This window comes from Microlunatus parietis, from assembly GCF_013407955.1.
Classification (GTDB): domain Bacteria; phylum Actinomycetota; class Actinomycetes; order Propionibacteriales; family Propionibacteriaceae; genus Microlunatus; species Microlunatus parietis.
Window position 1 is genome coordinate 4,818,710 of record NZ_JACCBU010000001.1, and the last position, 16,322, is coordinate 4,835,031.

The 16,322-nt window shown below is 69.6% G+C and carries 12 protein-coding genes; 8 read left to right on the forward strand and 4 right to left on the reverse strand.

The annotated features are described in order from the left end of the window. Positions 1-11: 11 nt before the first annotated feature. On the reverse strand, positions 12-1,295 hold the full coding sequence (locus BKA15_RS23165) for an ABC transporter substrate-binding protein (protein WP_179754791.1): 1,284 nt from the start codon (positions 1,293-1,295) through the stop codon (positions 12-14). 17 nt (positions 1,296-1,312) lie between these two features. Continuing rightward, the gene (locus BKA15_RS23170; protein ID WP_179754793.1) at positions 1,313-2,722 is read right to left on the reverse strand and encodes a hypothetical protein; all 1,410 of its coding nucleotides are present in this window, start codon (positions 2,720-2,722) and stop codon (positions 1,313-1,315) included. A gap of 165 nt (positions 2,723-2,887) precedes the next feature. Between BKA15_RS23170 and BKA15_RS23175 the strand changes: the two genes are divergently transcribed. Both BKA15_RS23175 and BKA15_RS23180 read left to right on the forward strand, forming a co-directional pair. Further along, a complete protein-coding gene (locus BKA15_RS23175; protein WP_179754795.1) occupies positions 2,888-4,906 on the forward strand; it encodes an alpha-amylase family protein in 2,019 nt (672 codons plus the stop codon). Beyond that, positions 4,899-5,780, forward strand: coding sequence for an NAD(P)-dependent oxidoreductase (locus BKA15_RS23180; RefSeq protein ID WP_179754797.1), 882 nt, complete (start codon positions 4,899-4,901; stop codon positions 5,778-5,780). The genes BKA15_RS23175 and BKA15_RS23180 overlap by 8 nt, the downstream gene beginning before the upstream one ends. Here BKA15_RS23180 and BKA15_RS23185 read toward each other — a convergent pair. After that, positions 5,771-6,361 carry a TetR/AcrR family transcriptional regulator gene (locus BKA15_RS23185; RefSeq protein ID WP_179754800.1) on the reverse strand — a complete coding sequence of 197 codons (591 nt, stop codon included), beginning with the start codon at positions 6,359-6,361 and terminating at the stop codon, positions 5,771-5,773. The genes BKA15_RS23180 and BKA15_RS23185 overlap by 10 nt on opposite strands. 98 nt (positions 6,362-6,459) lie before the next feature. Here BKA15_RS23185 and BKA15_RS34970 point away from each other — a divergent pair, with 98 nt between their 5' ends. Further along, the gene (locus BKA15_RS34970) at positions 6,460-7,113 is read left to right on the forward strand and encodes an MFS transporter (RefSeq protein ID WP_218871540.1); all 654 of its coding nucleotides are present in this window, start codon (positions 6,460-6,462) and stop codon (positions 7,111-7,113) included. After that, the gene (locus BKA15_RS34975; protein WP_218871541.1) at positions 7,110-7,502 is read left to right on the forward strand and encodes an MFS transporter; all 393 of its coding nucleotides are present in this window, start codon (positions 7,110-7,112) and stop codon (positions 7,500-7,502) included. The genes BKA15_RS34970 and BKA15_RS34975 overlap by 4 nt, the downstream gene beginning before the upstream one ends. Here BKA15_RS34975 and BKA15_RS23195 read toward each other — a convergent pair. Further along, positions 7,447-10,530 carry a discoidin domain-containing protein gene (locus tag BKA15_RS23195; RefSeq protein ID WP_179754801.1) on the reverse strand — a complete coding sequence of 1,028 codons (3,084 nt, stop codon included), beginning with the start codon at positions 10,528-10,530 and terminating at the stop codon, positions 7,447-7,449. The two genes, BKA15_RS34975 and BKA15_RS23195, sit on opposite strands and share 56 nt — an antisense overlap. A gap of 68 nt (positions 10,531-10,598) precedes the next feature. On the opposite strand from BKA15_RS23195, the gene BKA15_RS23200 reads away from it, so the two are divergent. From BKA15_RS23200 to BKA15_RS23215, 4 genes are all read left to right on the forward strand, one after another. After that, positions 10,599-11,465: an exodeoxyribonuclease III gene (locus tag BKA15_RS23200; protein WP_312879225.1), complete on the forward strand. Its 867-nt coding sequence runs from the start codon at positions 10,599-10,601 to the stop codon at positions 11,463-11,465. A gap of 9 nt (positions 11,466-11,474) precedes the next feature. Further along, on the forward strand, positions 11,475-12,431 hold the full coding sequence (gene ligD, locus BKA15_RS23205; RefSeq protein WP_218871542.1) for a non-homologous end-joining DNA ligase: 957 nt from the start codon (positions 11,475-11,477) through the stop codon (positions 12,429-12,431). Between the two features lie 228 nt (positions 12,432-12,659). Continuing rightward, positions 12,660-14,468, forward strand: coding sequence for an ABC transporter ATP-binding protein (locus tag BKA15_RS23210; RefSeq protein ID WP_246322408.1), 1,809 nt, complete (start codon positions 12,660-12,662; stop codon positions 14,466-14,468). Beyond that, positions 14,461-16,263, forward strand: coding sequence for an ABC transporter ATP-binding protein (locus tag BKA15_RS23215; protein WP_179758653.1), 1,803 nt, complete (start codon positions 14,461-14,463; stop codon positions 16,261-16,263). The genes BKA15_RS23210 and BKA15_RS23215 overlap by 8 nt, the downstream gene beginning before the upstream one ends. Positions 16,264-16,322 lie beyond the last annotated feature (59 nt).

Sequence of the window (16,322 nt, forward strand, 5' to 3'; positions counted from 1 at the left end):
GGCCGGTCCGGCTAGCCCTGCTGGGCCAGGGATTCGTCGACCCGGGCCTTGGTTCCGGCGAGCACGTCGGCCGCCTTGGCGTTGCAGTTGTAGACCTCGTCCAGCAGCGGCCGGTAGATCTGCCGGGCGCCCAGGGTGTTCGAGGTCTGGTTCGGCAGCGTCGAGTGATCAACGGCCTCGACGAAGAGGTTCACGTGCGCCGGCGGCTCGGCGAGCTTGGCCAGCGGCCGGTCGTCCATCGAGAGCCACATGTTGCCCTCGACGAAGAACGTGCCGCCCTCCTCGCTGGTGAGGAACTTCAGCAGTTCCCAGGCGGCGTCGGGATTCTCCGCCTTGGCCGGGATCGCGTACGTGACGACGCTGGACTCGGTGCGCTGGTCCTTCGGGCCGGCCGGCGGCGGCGCGACGTCGAAGGTGAAGTCCTTCACGTTCTGCAGCAGGTACGGCAGCGTACTGAACTGGCTGTAGAACATCGCCAGCTTGCCCTGGGTGAACAGTTGCAGGTCGGCGTTCGTACTCTGCAGATCACCCCAGGCCGGCTGCACCTTCTCGGTGCAGGTCAGGTCGGTCGCCCACTGCAGCGCCTCGGCCGCGGCCGGCTCGGACAGCGTGAAGCTCTTGCCGTCGGCGGAGAAGATGCCGGTCGGGCTGCCGTTGTTGATCGCCCAGGTCTGCTCGTAGCCGGTGTCCAGATAGACCAGCGCGCCGAACCGTTCGCCGGGCACGGTGAGCGCCTTCGCCGTGGTCAGGAAGTCGTCCCAGGTCCAGCCGTCCGAGCTCCACTCGGTGGGCGGCAGGTCGACGCCGGCCTCCCGGAACAGGTCGACGTTGTAGTAGAACAGTCGCGGCGAGTGGGCGATCACCCAGGCCGTGTGCCGGCCGTCGGCCTGGACCGGGAAGTTGTAAAGATCATCGGGGAAGTGCGAGGTGTCCAGCTTGTCCCGTTCGATGAACGGCTTGAGGTCCAGCAGGGCCCCGGTGCCGGACATCCCGCGCACGTAGTCGTCGTTGATCTTGATCAGGTCCGGCGGCTTGCCACCGGACAGCACGGTGCGGAACTTGGTGTCGTAGTCGGACGGCACCGGCTGCACCTCGACCGAGATGCCGCTGGCCTGCTGGAAGGCTTCGACCGCCTTGCCGAACGGGTCGTCCTTGATGTCGGAGTCGTTGAGGAACGTCATCGCCTTCGACCCGCCACCGCCGCCCCCGGGACTGCTGCAGCCCGCGAGCGCGGCGGCCGCGACACCGCCCGCGCCGAGGAGGGTCCGGCGACTGATCCGCGTCATTGCGTTCATGGGAGGTCCTTACTGGTTCAGGTCAGTTGGCGCACGGCATCGCCGGCGCCGGAGAGGTTTTCCAGCCGCATCTCGGAGTACTTGCGGCTCAGCACGACCCCGTCGGCACCGCCGGCGAAGGCCGCGAGCACGGCGTCCCGAACGCCCTCCCGGGTGCACCGGGTGAGCTCCCCAGCGCCGGTGTCCGAGCCGTTGCCGACCGGGATGTCAACGTCGATGCCGGGTAGCACCTTGCAGCCGTGCCGGACGCCGGCGACGGCCCGGGCGGTCTCGCGGCGTACGTACTCGGCGGTGAACCCGGTGCTCGGCAGTTTGTCGTAATCGCCTTCGTCCAGGCCGAGCAGGCGCAGCATCACTGGATAGACCTGCTCCGGTTCGGCATCGGCGAACAGACTGGTGCAGATTCCGGCGATCCAGGTGTGGAACCGCGGCCCGGCGCAGTTGTTGTATTCCACCACCTTGAGGAAGTCGGACAGCTCGCTCAGCTCGGCGTAGTCCTGGTCGGCCCGGTAGAACGGGCTGAACGAGATCTCGTGATAGACGTGCCAGCCGACCTGGACCGAGGACCGGCAGGCCTTGGCGACGCCGTAGATGTCGCGATAGAGCTGGCGCTGGCTCTGCGTCCACAACGTCTGCCAGGCCAGGATTTCCGGGTACGTCAGCAGGGTGCGCCAGAACGTGACGAACGCACCGTCGGCCTGCCGCTCGCCGGAGTTGATCTTGTGGTTCCACTCCAGCAGCGCCCGGTAGCCGGCCTGGGCCCGGGCCGGGTCGATGCCGCGCTCCCGACCAAGATCACGACAGTGCCGGCAGAAGCAGCTGACCAGCTCGGTCGGCGTGGTCCGCTGCAGCAGCAGGTTCAGCGGGCCGGGCCGTTCCGAGCACCAGGCGAGACCGTCGATCGGGTAGCTCTTGACGTAGTCCTCGACGATGCTCAGGTGCCAGTTCCGGTAGTCCGGGTTGTTGAAGCACGGCCGCTCGGTCGGCCGACCCCAGACGTCGACCTCCAGGCACTGCGGGAAGTTCGGGTAGTCCCGCAACGCCTGCGCGTACGAGCTCTCCTCCATCCAGGCGTAGCTCGCCATCCCACGCGACTGGGCCTCCGGCAGCACGTCGTCGAACAGGTCGCCGTCGTAGTCCGGCGCCCGGCCGGAGGCGCCCAGAATCGTGTTCCGGTAGAACTCCGGATGGATGGTGGCGTAGTTGCCGCCGACCCAGTCGTGGTCGTACTCCTGCGGACCATGATCGGGAAGCGGATGGCCGGGCAGCTGCCGGCCGCCGGTGCCGCGGGTCCAGGTCGGTGTCGCGAGGAACAGTGCGTTCACCGCGCCGCGCTCCTGCAGGATGTCGAGCACGGGCTTCACCCCCTCGTCGGCGAACGAGGCGGCGCCGATCTGGAGGGCGACGAGGGGATCCGGTGAGGTCATTTCCTTGCTCCCGTTCTCGGAGGCGCTGTGGCGAGGAGTTCCGACATGCGCTGCGCTCATTCCGATAACCGGAAGTCTGCCCCTTCTCGATTTTGCATGTCAAGCATTCTGGTCTGACAAGAACGCTGTTAGGGTACGAGGCACGTACCGAAGCGGGAGATCACGATGACCGGTGACTCCGGGCCACGGGCCCGATGGTGGGAACGCCCGTTCGAGATGCTGCAGACCAACCTGCGCGAGATCGATGCCGGCCTCGACGTCGCTGCCAACCTCGACGCGATCGCCGATCACGGCGCCGACACCTGGTTGATCAACACCGGCGGCATCCTGGCCAACTACCCGACCGACCTGCCGTTCCACACCCGGAATCCCTACCTGGGTGAGCGTCCCAGCGGCGACCTGATCGGCGACGCGGTCGCGGCGGCGCACCAGCGCGGAATGCGGTTGATGTCGCGGATGGACTTCTCCAAGATCGCGCAGCCGATCGCCGATGATCATCCGGACTGGTGCTTCCGGTCCCGGGCCCGCGAGCGGCAGCAGGTCGAGGGGCTGGTCAGCGTCTGCCCGTGCGGCGAGTACTACCAGCAGCGGACGTTCGACATCCTGGACGAGATCCTGGACCGGTATCCGGTGGACGGGTTCTTCTTCAACTGGTTCGGCTTCAGCGAGGTGGACTATCACGGGGTCCGGCACGGCGTCTGTCACTGCAACGCCTGCCGGAGCCGGTTCGCCGACGAGGAGGGCGGCGCCGACCTGCCGGCCGGGCCGGAGTCGCCGGACTTCGCCCGCTGGCGGGCCTTCTGCCGCCGGGTGCTGGACGACCTGACCGGCCGGATCCGTGATCATCTCGCGGCCCGCCGGCCGGACGCGCCGCTGATCCTCGGCTCCCGGTCCGACATCGTCTTCCACGAGGCGAACAACAAGATCGGCCGCGAGCTCTGGCCGTCGGCGACCGCGGAGGCGGTGAGCGCGGCGAAGACGGTCCGGCCGGACAAGCCGGTGCTGGTCAACTCCACGCTGTTCGTCGACATGCCGTACCGGATGGCCGCGGAGGATCCGCACCACGTCGGCCAGTTCTTCGCCCAGGCGATCGCCCGGGGTGCCAACCCGTCCACGTACCTGATGGGTCCGGTGGGCGTGATCGACTACCCGGGCCTGGCCGCGGCCGCCACCGTCACCCGGTTCCACCGCGACCAGCGGGCGGTCTACGAGGGGCTGCGCCCGCTGGCGACGGTCGCCCTGGTCCGGCCCGACCAGCTGACCCAGCCGGAGTCGGCGCGGGACGAGTTCCGGGGGTGGTACGCGGCGCTGCAGGAGGGGCACGTCCCGTTCGACGTGCTGCCGGCCGAGCGGCTGGCCGAGGCCGACGCACTGGGCTCGCTGGACCGCTTCCGGGTCCTGGTGCTGCCCGACCTGGGTCCGCTGCCGGCCGACATGATCACCGCGCTCGACGCCTTCGCCGGCGCCGTTGTCGCGACCGGCTCCAGTGCCGTTGCCGACGACCAAGATCAACTCCGGCGAGCGCCCGGGCTGCGGGTGCGCGGACGGCACACCGGCTTCGCCGAGACGCGGTCCAGCTACGCGAGTGACGGCCGGCGCCTGCTGCCGATCTTCGGTGACCTGCTGAATCTGGAGCCGGCCGAGGACGCGGTCGTTCGCTGGCGGGTGTTGCCGCAGGCCTCGTTCGCCCCGCCGGAGAAGGCGTACGGTCACCAGGAGAGCCGGCTCGCCGCAGTGGTCGCGAATCAAGCCCGGGACGGCATCCGGGTCGCCTGGACGATCGGGCGGACCTACCGGGAGTTCGGCACCGGCAACCTGCGGTACCTGATGATCGAGATCGTGCGTGGGGTGGCGGGGCCGCAGCCGGTCGCCGACAGCGAACTGCCGGAACAGGTCGAGGTGATCATCGGCGGCAACGGCAGCCGCACGGTGGTGCACCTGATCAACCTCGGCGGCGCCCGCCGCCGGGGCTTCGGCGCACCGCTGCCGGTGACCGGCGGCAGGCTGCGGCTGCCCCTCGAGGCCGGGTCCGCGGCGACCTCGCTGACCACCGGCCGGGCGCTGACGACGGTGCCCGAACCGGACGCGCTGGTGATCGAGTTGCCGGACCTGGAGCTCTTCGAGGTGATCGTGATCGACCCGGAATCGTCGAACGGAGCAGGAAAGGCAGGCCGTCATGGCTGACAGAGTCGGTTTCGTCGGGCTCGGCATCATGGGCCGCGGAATGGCCGCGAACCTGGTCCGGGCCGGGACCGCGCTGACCGTCTACAACCGGACCGCCGAACGCACGGCGCCGCTGGTCGAACTGGGTGCCGTCGCGGCGCGGACACCGCGGGCCGTCGCCCAGAACAGCGACGTGGTGATCATCTGCGTCAGCGACACCGCCGACGTCGAGCAGGTCCTGTTCGGCACCGACGGCGTGGCCGACGGGCTCGCGCCGGGCGGCCTGGTGATCGACACCAGCACGGTCAGCCCAACCGCCACCCGGCACTGGGCGGAGCGGCTGGCCGAGGGTGGCGTCGCGTTCGTCGACGCCCCGCTCACCGGTGGCAGCGAAGGGGCCGAGCAGGGCACGTTGTCGATCATGGTCGGCGGCGCGGACGCCGACGTCGAGCGGGCGCTCCCGTACCTGCAGCAGGTGGGCAGCACGATCACCCACGTCGGGCCGGTCGGGCACGGTCAGGTGACCAAGCTGGCCAACCAGATCCTGGTCGTCTCCAACATGCTCGGCGTGGCCGAGGCACTGATGTTCGCCCGGGCCAGCGGCCTCGACCTGGCCAAGGTGATCACCGCCGTCGAGGGTGGTGCCGGCGGCTCCTGGATGCTGTCCAAGCGGGCGCCCCAGGTGATCGACGACGACTGGCGGCCCGGCTTCCGGGTGGACCTGCAGCAGAAGGACCTCCGGCTGGTGCTCGAGGCGGCCGGGGAGCTCCGGGTGCCGATGCTCGCGACCAGCCTGATCTCGCAGCTCTACCAGCCGCTGCTCCGGGACGGCCGGGACGGCGACGGCAACCACGCGCTGGCCGAGACGGTGGCCCGGCTGGCCGGTCAGCGCTGACCGAGGAGACTGATCGCGTTCTCGACGGACGTCCGGATGTCCTCCGTGCTGTGCCCCGCCCGGGAACGGAGCCGCCAGCCGAGGATGAGGGTGAACAGGAGGTCGGTGAGCGCGGCCGGATCCGTACCGGCCGGGAGTTCTCCGCTGTCGCGCATCCGGGTCAGGATGTCGGCTAGACCGGTGCGGGTGAGCTCGAAGGACCCCTCGGCGCGCCGGGAGACCTCCGGGTCGGTGGCGCCCAGTTCTGCGGCGGTGTTGACGACGAAACAACCGACCGGCTCGGCCGCTCGGTCGTCGCCTCCCAGGGCGACGGCGGTGACGGTTTCGACGAGTGCGGCCAGGGTCGGGGCGGCGTCGCGGAACCGTTGACACCCGTCGGTGCTCTCGGTCGCGCGGTAGTGGTCGAGGGCGCGCAGGAAGAGCCGGTGCTTGTCGCCGAACGTGCGATAGAGGCTGCTCGGGTTGAGTTCCAGCTCCTCGCCCAGATCGCGGGTGCTGGTGGCGTGGTAGCCCTTGCGCCAGAACACCTCGGTGGCCCGGCGGACAGCCGTGTCCTCGTCGAAGCCGCGCGGCCTGGCCATGTCGATCCTCTCGCCCTAGTTGTGGAGCGGTCGCTTCCAATGCTAGCGTCCTCATTTGGGAGCGATCGTTCCCAAATAGGTGTCGGGAGGAGTTCGGGATGGAGCGGGAGCGTTGGGGTGCGGCCTGGGTGGCCATGGTCGGGGTGTTCGTCGTGGTCGTGGCGGAGCAGCTGCCGATCGGTCTGCTGATCCAGATCAGTCCCGAGCTGAGGGTGACCGAGGGGGCGGCCGGGCTCAGCGTGACCATCCCGAGCGTGATCGCCGGGGTCGCGGCGCTCGTCGTACCCGTGGTGGCAGGGCGGCTGGACCGCCGGGTGCTCCTGATCGCGCTGATGATCTTGATGACGGCCGCGAATGTCGCGTCGTGGGTGGCTCCGAACTTCGAGGTCCTGCTGCTGTCGCGGGTGTTCGTGGGAATCGGGATCGGCGGCTTCTGGGCCATCGGCGGCGGTCTCGCCGTGCGACTGGTGGCTGCGCCGAACGTGCCCGAGGCGACGGCGATCATCTTCGCCGGGGTCGCCGCGGCCAACGTGCTCGGCGTTCCGCTGGGCACGATGCTGGGGACTCAGCTGGGGTGGCGGCTGGCGTTCGCGGCGCTCGGGGCGGCCGCCCTGGTCTCGCTGGTGTGCCTGATCGTCGCGCTGCCGCCCCTTGCTGCGCCGACCCCGGTCCGGCCGCAGCTGCTGCTCGACCAGCTCGGGAACCGGGACGTGGCGGTCGGGCTGATCGCGACCCTGCGCGGCGCAGCGTGACCGGAGTCGTCGCCTGCATCCTCGCGGTTGTCACGATCGCGCTGGGGCTGCTCCCCGTGGTCGGTCTGCAGCCGATCTCCGGAGTGCCGCTGCTCCTGCTCTGGGGTCTGTTCTTCGGCGGGCTCTCGGTCGGCATGCAGACCTGGATGATCAAGGCCGCGCCCGCGGCCGTCGAGGCCGCGACGTCCTTGTGGGTCGGCGTCTGGAACCTTGCCATCGGAGTCGGAGCCCTGGTCGGCGGCGCCGCCATCGACAGGCTCTCCCTGCCGGCAACGGTCGGGATCGCGGCGCTGTCGACGCTAGCGGCCGTTCTGGCGGTCGCCGTCGGCGCCGTCAGGGCCGGACCGCGAGCTCAGCCAACGACGCGGCGCCCGGTGGCCACTCCTTGATCAGCAGCGAGACGTAGCGCGCGGTCTCGCCCGGCGCGAACGGCCGCCAGGTGACGCCGTCGGCGGAGACGGCACGGTCGTACGCCGGCACCTTGCCCCTGGTCCAGCGGGGCGTGACCTCGCCGAGCTCATGATCACCACCCAGGTTGATCACGACCCGGCGGCCGGCGGCGCCGGGCGTCCAGGCCGTACGCGGGTCGCCGTCGACGGCCCGGTCCGGATCGGACATCCCGGCCGGCAGCGGGGATCCCGGGTAGGTGATCTTGCCCCGCGCCAGGTCGGTGACGGGCGTCCGCGGCCCTTCGGTGAAGTCGATCACGCGGGACTTCCCGGCCGGTACGTCGACCGTGCGCGACTCGCCGGTCGCGGTCGAGGTGAGCTCGACCCGGGCGGTCCGGCCGCCGGGGTTGCGGACCTCGACCCGGCGCGAGTCGGCAACCGTGATCACCAGTCCCTCGGCCCGGTCGGAGCGGACCCGGAACCGGACCGGCTCCACCGCCGCCGAGGCCGGATCGAGGGCGACGGTGTAGTCGATGCCGGCGCCGGTGATCGTCTGGCTGCCCCGGTACGCGAGCCGGGTGCGACCGGACTGCGGCACCCGGAGCGTGGCCCGGACCGGCTCGCCGGACAGGTTGAACAGGGACAGCCGGTCGCCGTTCAGCGCGGCGCGGAGCGCGTCCGGGCCGCCGGACGGCTGCGGCTCGCCCGCTCGCCGCGCCGTCTCGGCCGGGCTCTGCGGGCCGTAGCCGCGGATGATCAACTTCGCCGCCTTCGCGGCCGGCCCGTGGGACAGCGCAAGATCGTTGCCGGCCACCGCGATCGGGCTGTCCGAACCGCTGACCACGAAGCCTGCCCGGCCGTCCAGGTTGACCCAGTCGCCGGCGACCTCGGTGAACTTCGGCACCTCGGTCACCGTGGTCCAGGTGCTGCCGTCGGTGGAGGCCTCGATCCGGTAGTTGAACGGCCAGGCGTCCTCCTGCCAGTGGATCGTGACCCGGTCCACCGTCGTCGCCGTACCAAGATCAACAGCCCACCAGCCCTTCATCGTGGGCCGTTCCTGTTCGCTGTTGCCCCAGCGCGTCTTCGGGTCGCCGTCGACCGCCTTGTCCGGGCTGCGGTCGGCGTTGTAGCTGGTCGAGGCCGTGGCCGTCCTGCCCCGGGCCAGGTTGTCCGGGCCGCCGGGTCCGTACGCGCCGAACTCGTAGATCGAATAGCCCCACTGGGACTGCGCTGCGACGCCGACCATTCGCAGATAGCGCGCCTCGGTCGCCGGGAAATCGAGCGTCTCGGTGCCGCCCCGCCCGACCGTCGACGGCGGCAGCGTCACCGAGCCGTCCCGGCCGGTGAACGTGCGGTCGCCGTCCAGTCCGGGCATGCCGGGCATCCGCTGGTTGAACAGGCGCAGGTAGCCTTCGTCGTCGCCGGTTCCCGTGCTGGCGTAGGCGATCGAGCCGTCCGGCAGCGTCGTGAACCCGGCATAGCGATCACCGCGACGGACCACCGTGGCGGTCGCGTCGATCCCGTCCCTGATCTTGGTGTACGTCCGCGCGTTGGCCTGGTCGACGGCGGCGACGGAGGGCAGCAGGGACGGTGACGGACCGATCAGGTTGATCAGATAGTCGTCGTGGCCGGGCAGGTAGCCGAACTTCACGAAGCCCGGCCGCAGCGTCGGCAGCGCCAGCGCGGATCCGGTCCGGTGCGCCAGATAGCCGGGCCTGGTGCCGAAGTCGGTCACGCCGGCGGCGCGCCGGTCGTACTCGGCCAGGCTGACCGGCTCGACGTCGCCGGCCAGCCGGTCCCGCCAGAAGTGCAGCAGGTACGCGTAGCCGACCTCGGCCCTGGCCTCGGTCTCGTACTGCAGGCCGGTGGTCTTGATCAACCGGCCGGCCGGCTCGGCGGCCGCATAGGGGACCAGGGCGTTCGCGATCATGCGCTCGGCGCGGGCCGCCAGCGGGTCCCCGTTGATCATGGCGCGGGCGGTGACCGGGAGCAGGCTGCGCCCGTACAGGTGGGCCCGGTCGCCGATCATGAACTCGGCCGGCACGCCCTGCCGGGTGCCCAGCCGGTGCAGCGTCGCCCACAACTCGTCGGCGTTCGGCATGATCAACTGGCTCTGCGGGATCGGCCGCCCGGCGATCAGGTAGTGCGGCACGTTGCGGCCGGGGTAGGACCCGATCGACTGTTGGTACATGCCGTTCCAGCTGCCGTGGTTCTCCGAGGTGTAACTGTCGAAGACGTTCTGGGCCGTGTTCCAGTCTGCGATCGGCCGGTTGTCGATCATGGTCGGGTTGACCCGGTCGGCGACCGGCAGCCCGGGCATGTTGAGGGTCCACCGGGTCAGCCACTCGCGCCACCTCGGGGCGTTGGGATCGTCAGGCAGGTACGCGTCGGCGGCGGACAGGTTCATCGTCCGGGCGCCCATCTCCTCGAGCTTGGTGTCCGAGACGTACCCGCCGACCAGCCCGTTGGTGCTGCCGCCCTCCCGGGCCGGATCGGTCGGGTTCGCGCCGACGTCGGCCAGATAGTTGGCCTCGCCGCGGGTGATCACGTCGATGCCGTCCCGGGTCCGTTGATCAAGATCGTCCCAGAGCAGCCGGGCGGCGTCGACCAGGTAGGCCTCGGCGGTCGCGTCCCAGTAGATCCGGGCGCCCCAGCTGCCGCCGGCCGGGTCGACGAACCGGTTCCGGGCGGTCCAGTAGCTGATCGAGGAGACCGTACGGTCGCGCAGGGTGGCCTCGTCGAGGCCGGCGGCGGCCGCGTCGTAGTCGCCGAACTCCAGCAGCACCGCGTTGCCGACGAGCCCCTCGACGCCGGAGTAGGCGCCGGCCTGCTCGTTCCAGAGGGTCTGCAGGAACGGGGTGTTGCGGAGCAGCAGACCGTAATAGACCCTGGCCAGGTCGTCCTCCGATCCGGGCGGCTCGGCGCCGGCGGCCGGTGCGCGGGCGCCGAACCAGCCGGCCATCAGGGCGAGCGCCAGGAGCAGGCAGACGATCATGGAACGGGCGCGATGCGGGCGGGTGGTCGGCATGGCGGTCCTCCCCGGACAGCGATGTCGGAAGACGTTTACCCGGAGACGATACCGGTTACGGTGGGGGAGTGCGGATCGTCACCTGGAATGTGAACTCGGTCAAGCAGCGGATGCCCCGGCTCCTGCCGTGGCTCGACGAGCGCCGGCCGGACGTGGTCTGCCTGCAGGAGACCAAGCTCGCCGACGACGCCTTCCGGGCGCTGCTCGACACCGAACTGGCCGACCGCGGCTACCAGGTCGCGGTGAACGGCGAGACCCAGTGGAACGGGGTCGCGATCCTGTCCCGGGTCGGCCTGGAGGACGTGGTGCTCGGCATCCCGGACGGGCCCGGCTTCCCGCACCAGGAGGCGCGGGCGATCGCCGCCACCTGCGACGGGGTACGGATCCACGGCGTGTACGTACCGAACGGGCGGGTGCCGGACTCCGATCACTACCGCTACAAGCTGGACTGGCTGGCCGCGCTGCGCCGGCAGGTCGAGACCGGTCCGGCGGCGCGGATCGTTTGCGGCGACATGAACATCGCCCCGACCGACGCCGACGTGTTCGACCCGGATGCCTACATCGGGCAGACCCACGTCACCGAACCGGAGCGGGCCGCGCTCGCTGACCTGCAGACGATCGGGCTGCACGACGTGGTCCGGGACCGCTGGCCGACCGAGCGGGTGTTCAGCTACTGGGACTACCGGGCCGGCATGTTCCACCAGGACCTGGGCATGCGGATCGACCTGGTGCTCGCCTCCGATCCGGTCGCGGCCCGGGTCAAGGCGGCCTGGATCGACCGGAAGGCGCGCAAGGGCACCGGGCCGAGTGATCATGCTCCGGTGATCGTTGATCTTGATACGGCCCCGGACGGCGACATCGGCCCGGTGGTGCCGCCACCTTCTGCTCCCGCGGCTCGGCGAGGGACCAAGAAACTTCCGCAGGCGAAGAAGTAGGAGACGATCATGGCGGCGCAGGAGGAGCGGGACGGGGTCGGGCTGACCAATCTCGACCAGGAACTGTTCACCGGCGCCGACGCGACCAAGCGGGACCTGATCGACTATCTCGAAGCCGGCCGGGACCGGATCCTGCCCGGCCTGCGGGACCGGCCGCTGTCGGTGATCCGGGTCCGGCCGGGCCAGCAGCCGTTCATGCAGAAGAACGTGCCGAAGTACACGCCGGAATGGGTCGAGACCACGACCGTGTGGGCGGAGTCGTCGCACCGGGACGTCTCGTACGCGCTCTGCAACGACTGGCGCACCCTGCTCTGGTTCGGCAACCAGCGGGCCGTCGAATACCACCCGACCCTGAACACGATGAGCGAGCCGGACCGGCAGACGTACTTGATCATGGACCTGGACCCGCCGGAGGGTTCCGGCTTCGACGTCGTGATCAAGACCGCCAAGGTGGTCAAGCAGGCGCTCGACGAGCTCGACCTGGCTGCCGTGATCAAGACCAGCGGCTCGAAGGGCGTGCACATCATGGTCCCGCTGGACGGCTCCGCGCCGATCGAGGACGTCGCCGCGGCCACCCGGGCCGTCGCCGCCCGGGCCGAGAAGCTCGACCCCGACCTCGCGACGACCGCCTACATCAAGGAAGATCGCGGCGGCAAGGTGTTCCTCGACTCGACCCGGGCCGGCGGAGCCACCATCGTCGCCGCCTACAGCCCCCGGGTCCGCCCCGGCACCACCGTCTCCTTCCCGGTCCCCTGGGATGATCTTGACGACGTGAAGCCCGCCGACTTCACCGTGAAGTCGGCCCTCAAGATCACCGGTGATCCCTGGGCCGACCTGATGCCAGCCGACCAGACCCTGCCGGCCGACCTGATCGCCGAGGGCCACGAGATCCCCGTCGCGAGGGTGCAGGCCATGCACGAAGGCAAGCGGCGCAAACGAGCCCGAGAGGCCAAGGGCGAGTCCTGACCCGGGCACGCGCGGGCGGCGCGCCGAACGGGATTGCAGGGGGAGGGGTGGGGACGTAGCGTTACGCGCGAAAGCGGCCCCGGGGTGGGTTCGGCCGGCAAGCACAAGCCCGCCCCCGGGGCTCCATGCCCCTACCCGAAGGAGGGAGCAGGCCCAGTGTGCCCTACTGATGCTGCCCGCGTCACCCCGCCCGTTCGAACCCGGAGTCGACGAGCCGCGGTAGCGGTCTTGGTCCGGGAGTTCCCGCTCGCTGCCGCGTGGATCGCCTTCCTGGTCGCGTTGGCGGGGCTGCTTCCGGCAGCGTTCGCCGCGCTGGTTGCGGATTTGGTCGAGTCACTGCCGGTGATCATCGGTTCCGGACTCGGCACCGCAACGGGCCAGCCGGTTCTCTTCATCCTGGTCGCCATCGGAGTCGTACTCCTGGCCCAGGAACTGGTCGCGTCGTTGGCGACGGTCACGACAACGGTCGTCTACCAGAGGTACGACGAGCACCTGCTGACCCGCGTGATGAAGGCGCTCCTGGCGGTTCCTGGACTCGACCCGTTCGAGGATCCGGCCTTGGCGATCAAGACCGACCGCGCCGTTCGTATCCCCGGATTCGGGCCAGGAGAGTTGATCACCGGCCTGATGGAGAAGGGGGCGGTGCGCGCTCAGGGGCTGGCGGCCGCGGTCCTGGTGGCGACGATCTGGCCGCTGGCCGCGGTCGTCCTGTCCGTGGCCTGGCTTCTGGTCGGGCGGCGCCTGCAGGTCGACTTCGACGCTGACCCGGATGCGGGTACCGATCCGTCGTCGTGGACCGAGACGCGCCGCCGGGCTCGGTACCTCAAGCAGGTCGGTCTGATGCCGGCTTGGGCCAAGGAGTTGCGGATCTTCGGCCTGGTCGACTGGCTTGCCGATCGGTTCGGGCGGCAGAACGCCAAGGTCCTGGCCGACTTGTGGCGGATCCGCGCGGTCGAGCAGCGCGTCGTCCTCGCGCTCTTCACCGTTGTTGTCGCTGCGAACGTGGTGGTGCTGGCTCTGGCGGCTCGGGCGGCCATGGACGGGAGCCTGTCCCTCGGCCAGTTGATCATTCTGCTGCAGGGGCTTCTCGGCATGGCCTTCCTGGCCAGTCAGAACGGGGACGGCTTCATCGCGAACGGCTCGGTCGCCGTTCCTGACGTCCTGGAACTCGAGCGAGCCACGGCTGGCCTCGCCGCAGCCCGACCAGGCCGGCTGCCTGCCGACGGGCTGCCGCGCCGGGAGATCCACTTCGAGAACGTACGGTTCGGCTACGCCGGCCGTACCCCCGTTTTCGATGGCCTCAGCTTGCGGATCGAGGCGGGCCAGTCGGTCGGCATCGTGGGCCTGAACGGCGCGGGCAAGACCACATTGATCAAGCTTCTCGCAGGCCTGGAAACCCCCCAGCTCGGACAGGTCACCGTCGACGGCACTCCGCTTGTTGATCTTGACCTGGAGTCCTGGTGGCGGCGCGTTGCCGCGATCTTCCAGGACTTCGTCCATTATGAGCTCCCGGCACGCGACGCGATCGGCTTCGGCGCTGTCGATCTCGCAGGCTCCCAGCGGTCGACAGCCGATCATGATCTTCGATCGGCCGCCCAGCTGGCTGGTGCGGGGGAGATCATCGCCGACCTCCCGCAGGGGCTGGACACGCCGCTGTCCCGACGGCTGGCCGGTGGAGTCGATCTTTCGGGAGGGCAGTGGCAGCGGATCGCCCTGGCGCGGACGATGCTGACCGTGCAGGCCGGGGCGCGGGTGCTCGTTCTGGACGAGCCCACGGCCCAGCTGGATGTGCGGGCCGAGGCCGACATCTACGACCGCTTCCTCGACCTGACCCGTGGGCTGACCACCATCGTGATCAGCCATCGGTTCTCCACGGTCCGGCGAGCCGACCGAATTCTGGTGCTCGATGGTGGGCGGATCACCGAGGACGGCAGCCACGCCGAACTGGTGGCCACCGGCGGGCGCTACGCCCGGCTCTTCGCCAAGCAGGCGCTCCGTTATGTTGACGACAACCCGGCAGCTGGTGATCATGGCTGAATCCCTTCCCGGCAAGCGATTGACCACCGCAGCGACGATGCTCCGGTTCGCCTGGGCCGCCGATCCGAAGCGCTCGCTCCTCGCCCTCGTCCTGTTCACCCTCCAGGCGCTCGCCAGTACGACCTTCGCGTGGTGGCTCAAGGTCCTGCTCGACGCCGTACCAGCTGCCGACCTCACCAACCTGTTCCTCGCCACCGGGGGGCTCGCCCTCTCCTTGGCGGGCAACACCGTGCTTTCCCATGGCAGCAATCAGGTGCTCCTGGCCTTGCGCGAGCGCACCCATGCGCTCGTCGAGCGGCGGATGGTGGAGATCGTCGGGCACACCCCGACCCTGGACATCCACGAGACGCCGGCCTACTTGACCCACCTCGAAGTCCTCGAACGCGAAACCTGGAGATTCGGTGAAACCGTCCCCTCACTGGTCAATCTGTTCGCCACCGGCATTCGCATCGTCACCACGACGGCACTGCTGGTCACGGTTTCCCCGGCCCTTCTCCTGCTCGCCGTACTCGGGCTGCCGACACTTCTCCTGAGTTCCAAGATCAGCCGCCTCTACCACCTCGGCAACGACCGAACCGCAGAGATCTACCGCCGAACGGCCGTCCTCTATGACCTGGCCACCAAGTCCGAATGCGCCAAGGAGACCCGGCTGCTACGCCTCGGTCCCGTCCTCGTCCGGCGTTTCCACGTCGAGTACCGCAAGCTCATCGGCGTCTCCCGGCGCGTCGCTGTGCACGCAGAAGCCCTCGGCCTCGCCGGTCGGATGATCTTCCTCCTCGGCTACTTCTGTTCGCTCCTCCTCGTCGTCCACTGGTTCGCGACCGGCCGGGCCAGCATCGGCGACGTCGCCCTGACGGCCGTCCTGGCCGGCCAGATCCTCAGCCTCCTCGCCAGTTCGGCGGAACTCCTGCAGTTCGCCTGGCGGAACCTCGCCACGGCCGGCCGCTATGTGGAACTCGAAGGCATCTCCCGGCAGGCTCGGTCACGCAGCACGGCGGCCGCGGTCACCCCGGCCCGGCTGCGCGACGGCATCCGGCTCGACCAGGTCAGCTACCGCTATCCACACTCGACGCGACCGGCCCTGCGTGGCATCGACCTCCGGCTGCCCGCGGGCTCAACCGTCGCCGTGGTGGGAGACAACGGCGCCGGAAAGACAACACTGGTCAAGCTGCTCACCGGCCTGTATCTGCCTACTGACGGCAAGATCAGCATCGACGGTGTTGATCTTGCGACCCTCGACCCGGAGAGCTGGCGCCGCAGAACCTCGGCCGGATTCCAGGACCATGCCCGCTTCGAACTTCCTCTCCGTGAAGCCATCGGCATCGGCGACCTCGACGCGATCGAGGACGAGGCCGCAGTGCGGACGGCGCTTCAGCGGGCCGGGTCCGCGGACCTTCCGGCCGCGCTTCCGGCCGGGCTCCAAACCCAACTGGGCCCGAGCTGGACCGACGGAGTTGATCTTTCTGGTGGCCAATGGCAGAAGATCGCTATCAGCCGCGCGATGATGCGAACCGCACCGCTGCTCCTCGTCCTCGACGAGCCGACCGCGGCACTCGATGCCGACACCGAACATCGCCTCTTCCGCCAGTGGGCAACGGCGTCCGAACGGATCAAGGACACCAGTGGTGCGATCACGATTCTCGTGTCCCATCGGTTCTCCACCGTCCGTATGGCGGATCTGATCATCGTTCTCGATCATGGTGAACTGATCGAGACCGGCGACCACGACGAACTCATGGCGAGGGGCGGACTCTACGCCGACCTCTTCGAACTCCAAGCCCGTTCCTACCGCTGATCGACGCGATTCTCCTTATTTTGTGGGGTTTTCAGCATTGTGAGTATCAGTGCGATCAG

What these genes read in the sequence shown, in the direction of transcription:
- BKA15_RS23165 (WP_179754791.1), bottom strand. Translation starts at nt 1,295, where the DNA reads ATGAACGCAATGACGCGGATCAGTCGCCGGACCCTCCTCGGCGCGGGC.
- BKA15_RS23170 (WP_179754793.1), bottom strand. Translation starts at nt 2,722, where the DNA reads ATGACCTCACCGGATCCCCTCGTCGCCCTCCAGATCGGCGCCGCCTCG.
- BKA15_RS23175 (WP_179754795.1), top strand. Translation starts at nt 2,888, where the DNA reads ATGACCGGTGACTCCGGGCCACGGGCCCGATGGTGGGAACGCCCGTTC.
- BKA15_RS23180 (WP_179754797.1), top strand. Translation starts at nt 4,899, where the DNA reads ATGGCTGACAGAGTCGGTTTCGTCGGGCTCGGCATCATGGGCCGCGGA.
- BKA15_RS23185 (WP_179754800.1), bottom strand. Translation starts at nt 6,361, where the DNA reads ATGGCCAGGCCGCGCGGCTTCGACGAGGACACGGCTGTCCGCCGGGCC.
- BKA15_RS34970 (WP_218871540.1), top strand. Translation starts at nt 6,460, where the DNA reads ATGGAGCGGGAGCGTTGGGGTGCGGCCTGGGTGGCCATGGTCGGGGTG.
- BKA15_RS23195 (WP_179754801.1), bottom strand. Translation starts at nt 10,530, where the DNA reads ATGCCGACCACCCGCCCGCATCGCGCCCGTTCCATGATCGTCTGCCTG.
- ligD (WP_218871542.1), top strand. Translation starts at nt 11,475, where the DNA reads ATGGCGGCGCAGGAGGAGCGGGACGGGGTCGGGCTGACCAATCTCGAC.
- BKA15_RS23215 (WP_179758653.1), top strand. Translation starts at nt 14,461, where the DNA reads ATGGCTGAATCCCTTCCCGGCAAGCGATTGACCACCGCAGCGACGATG.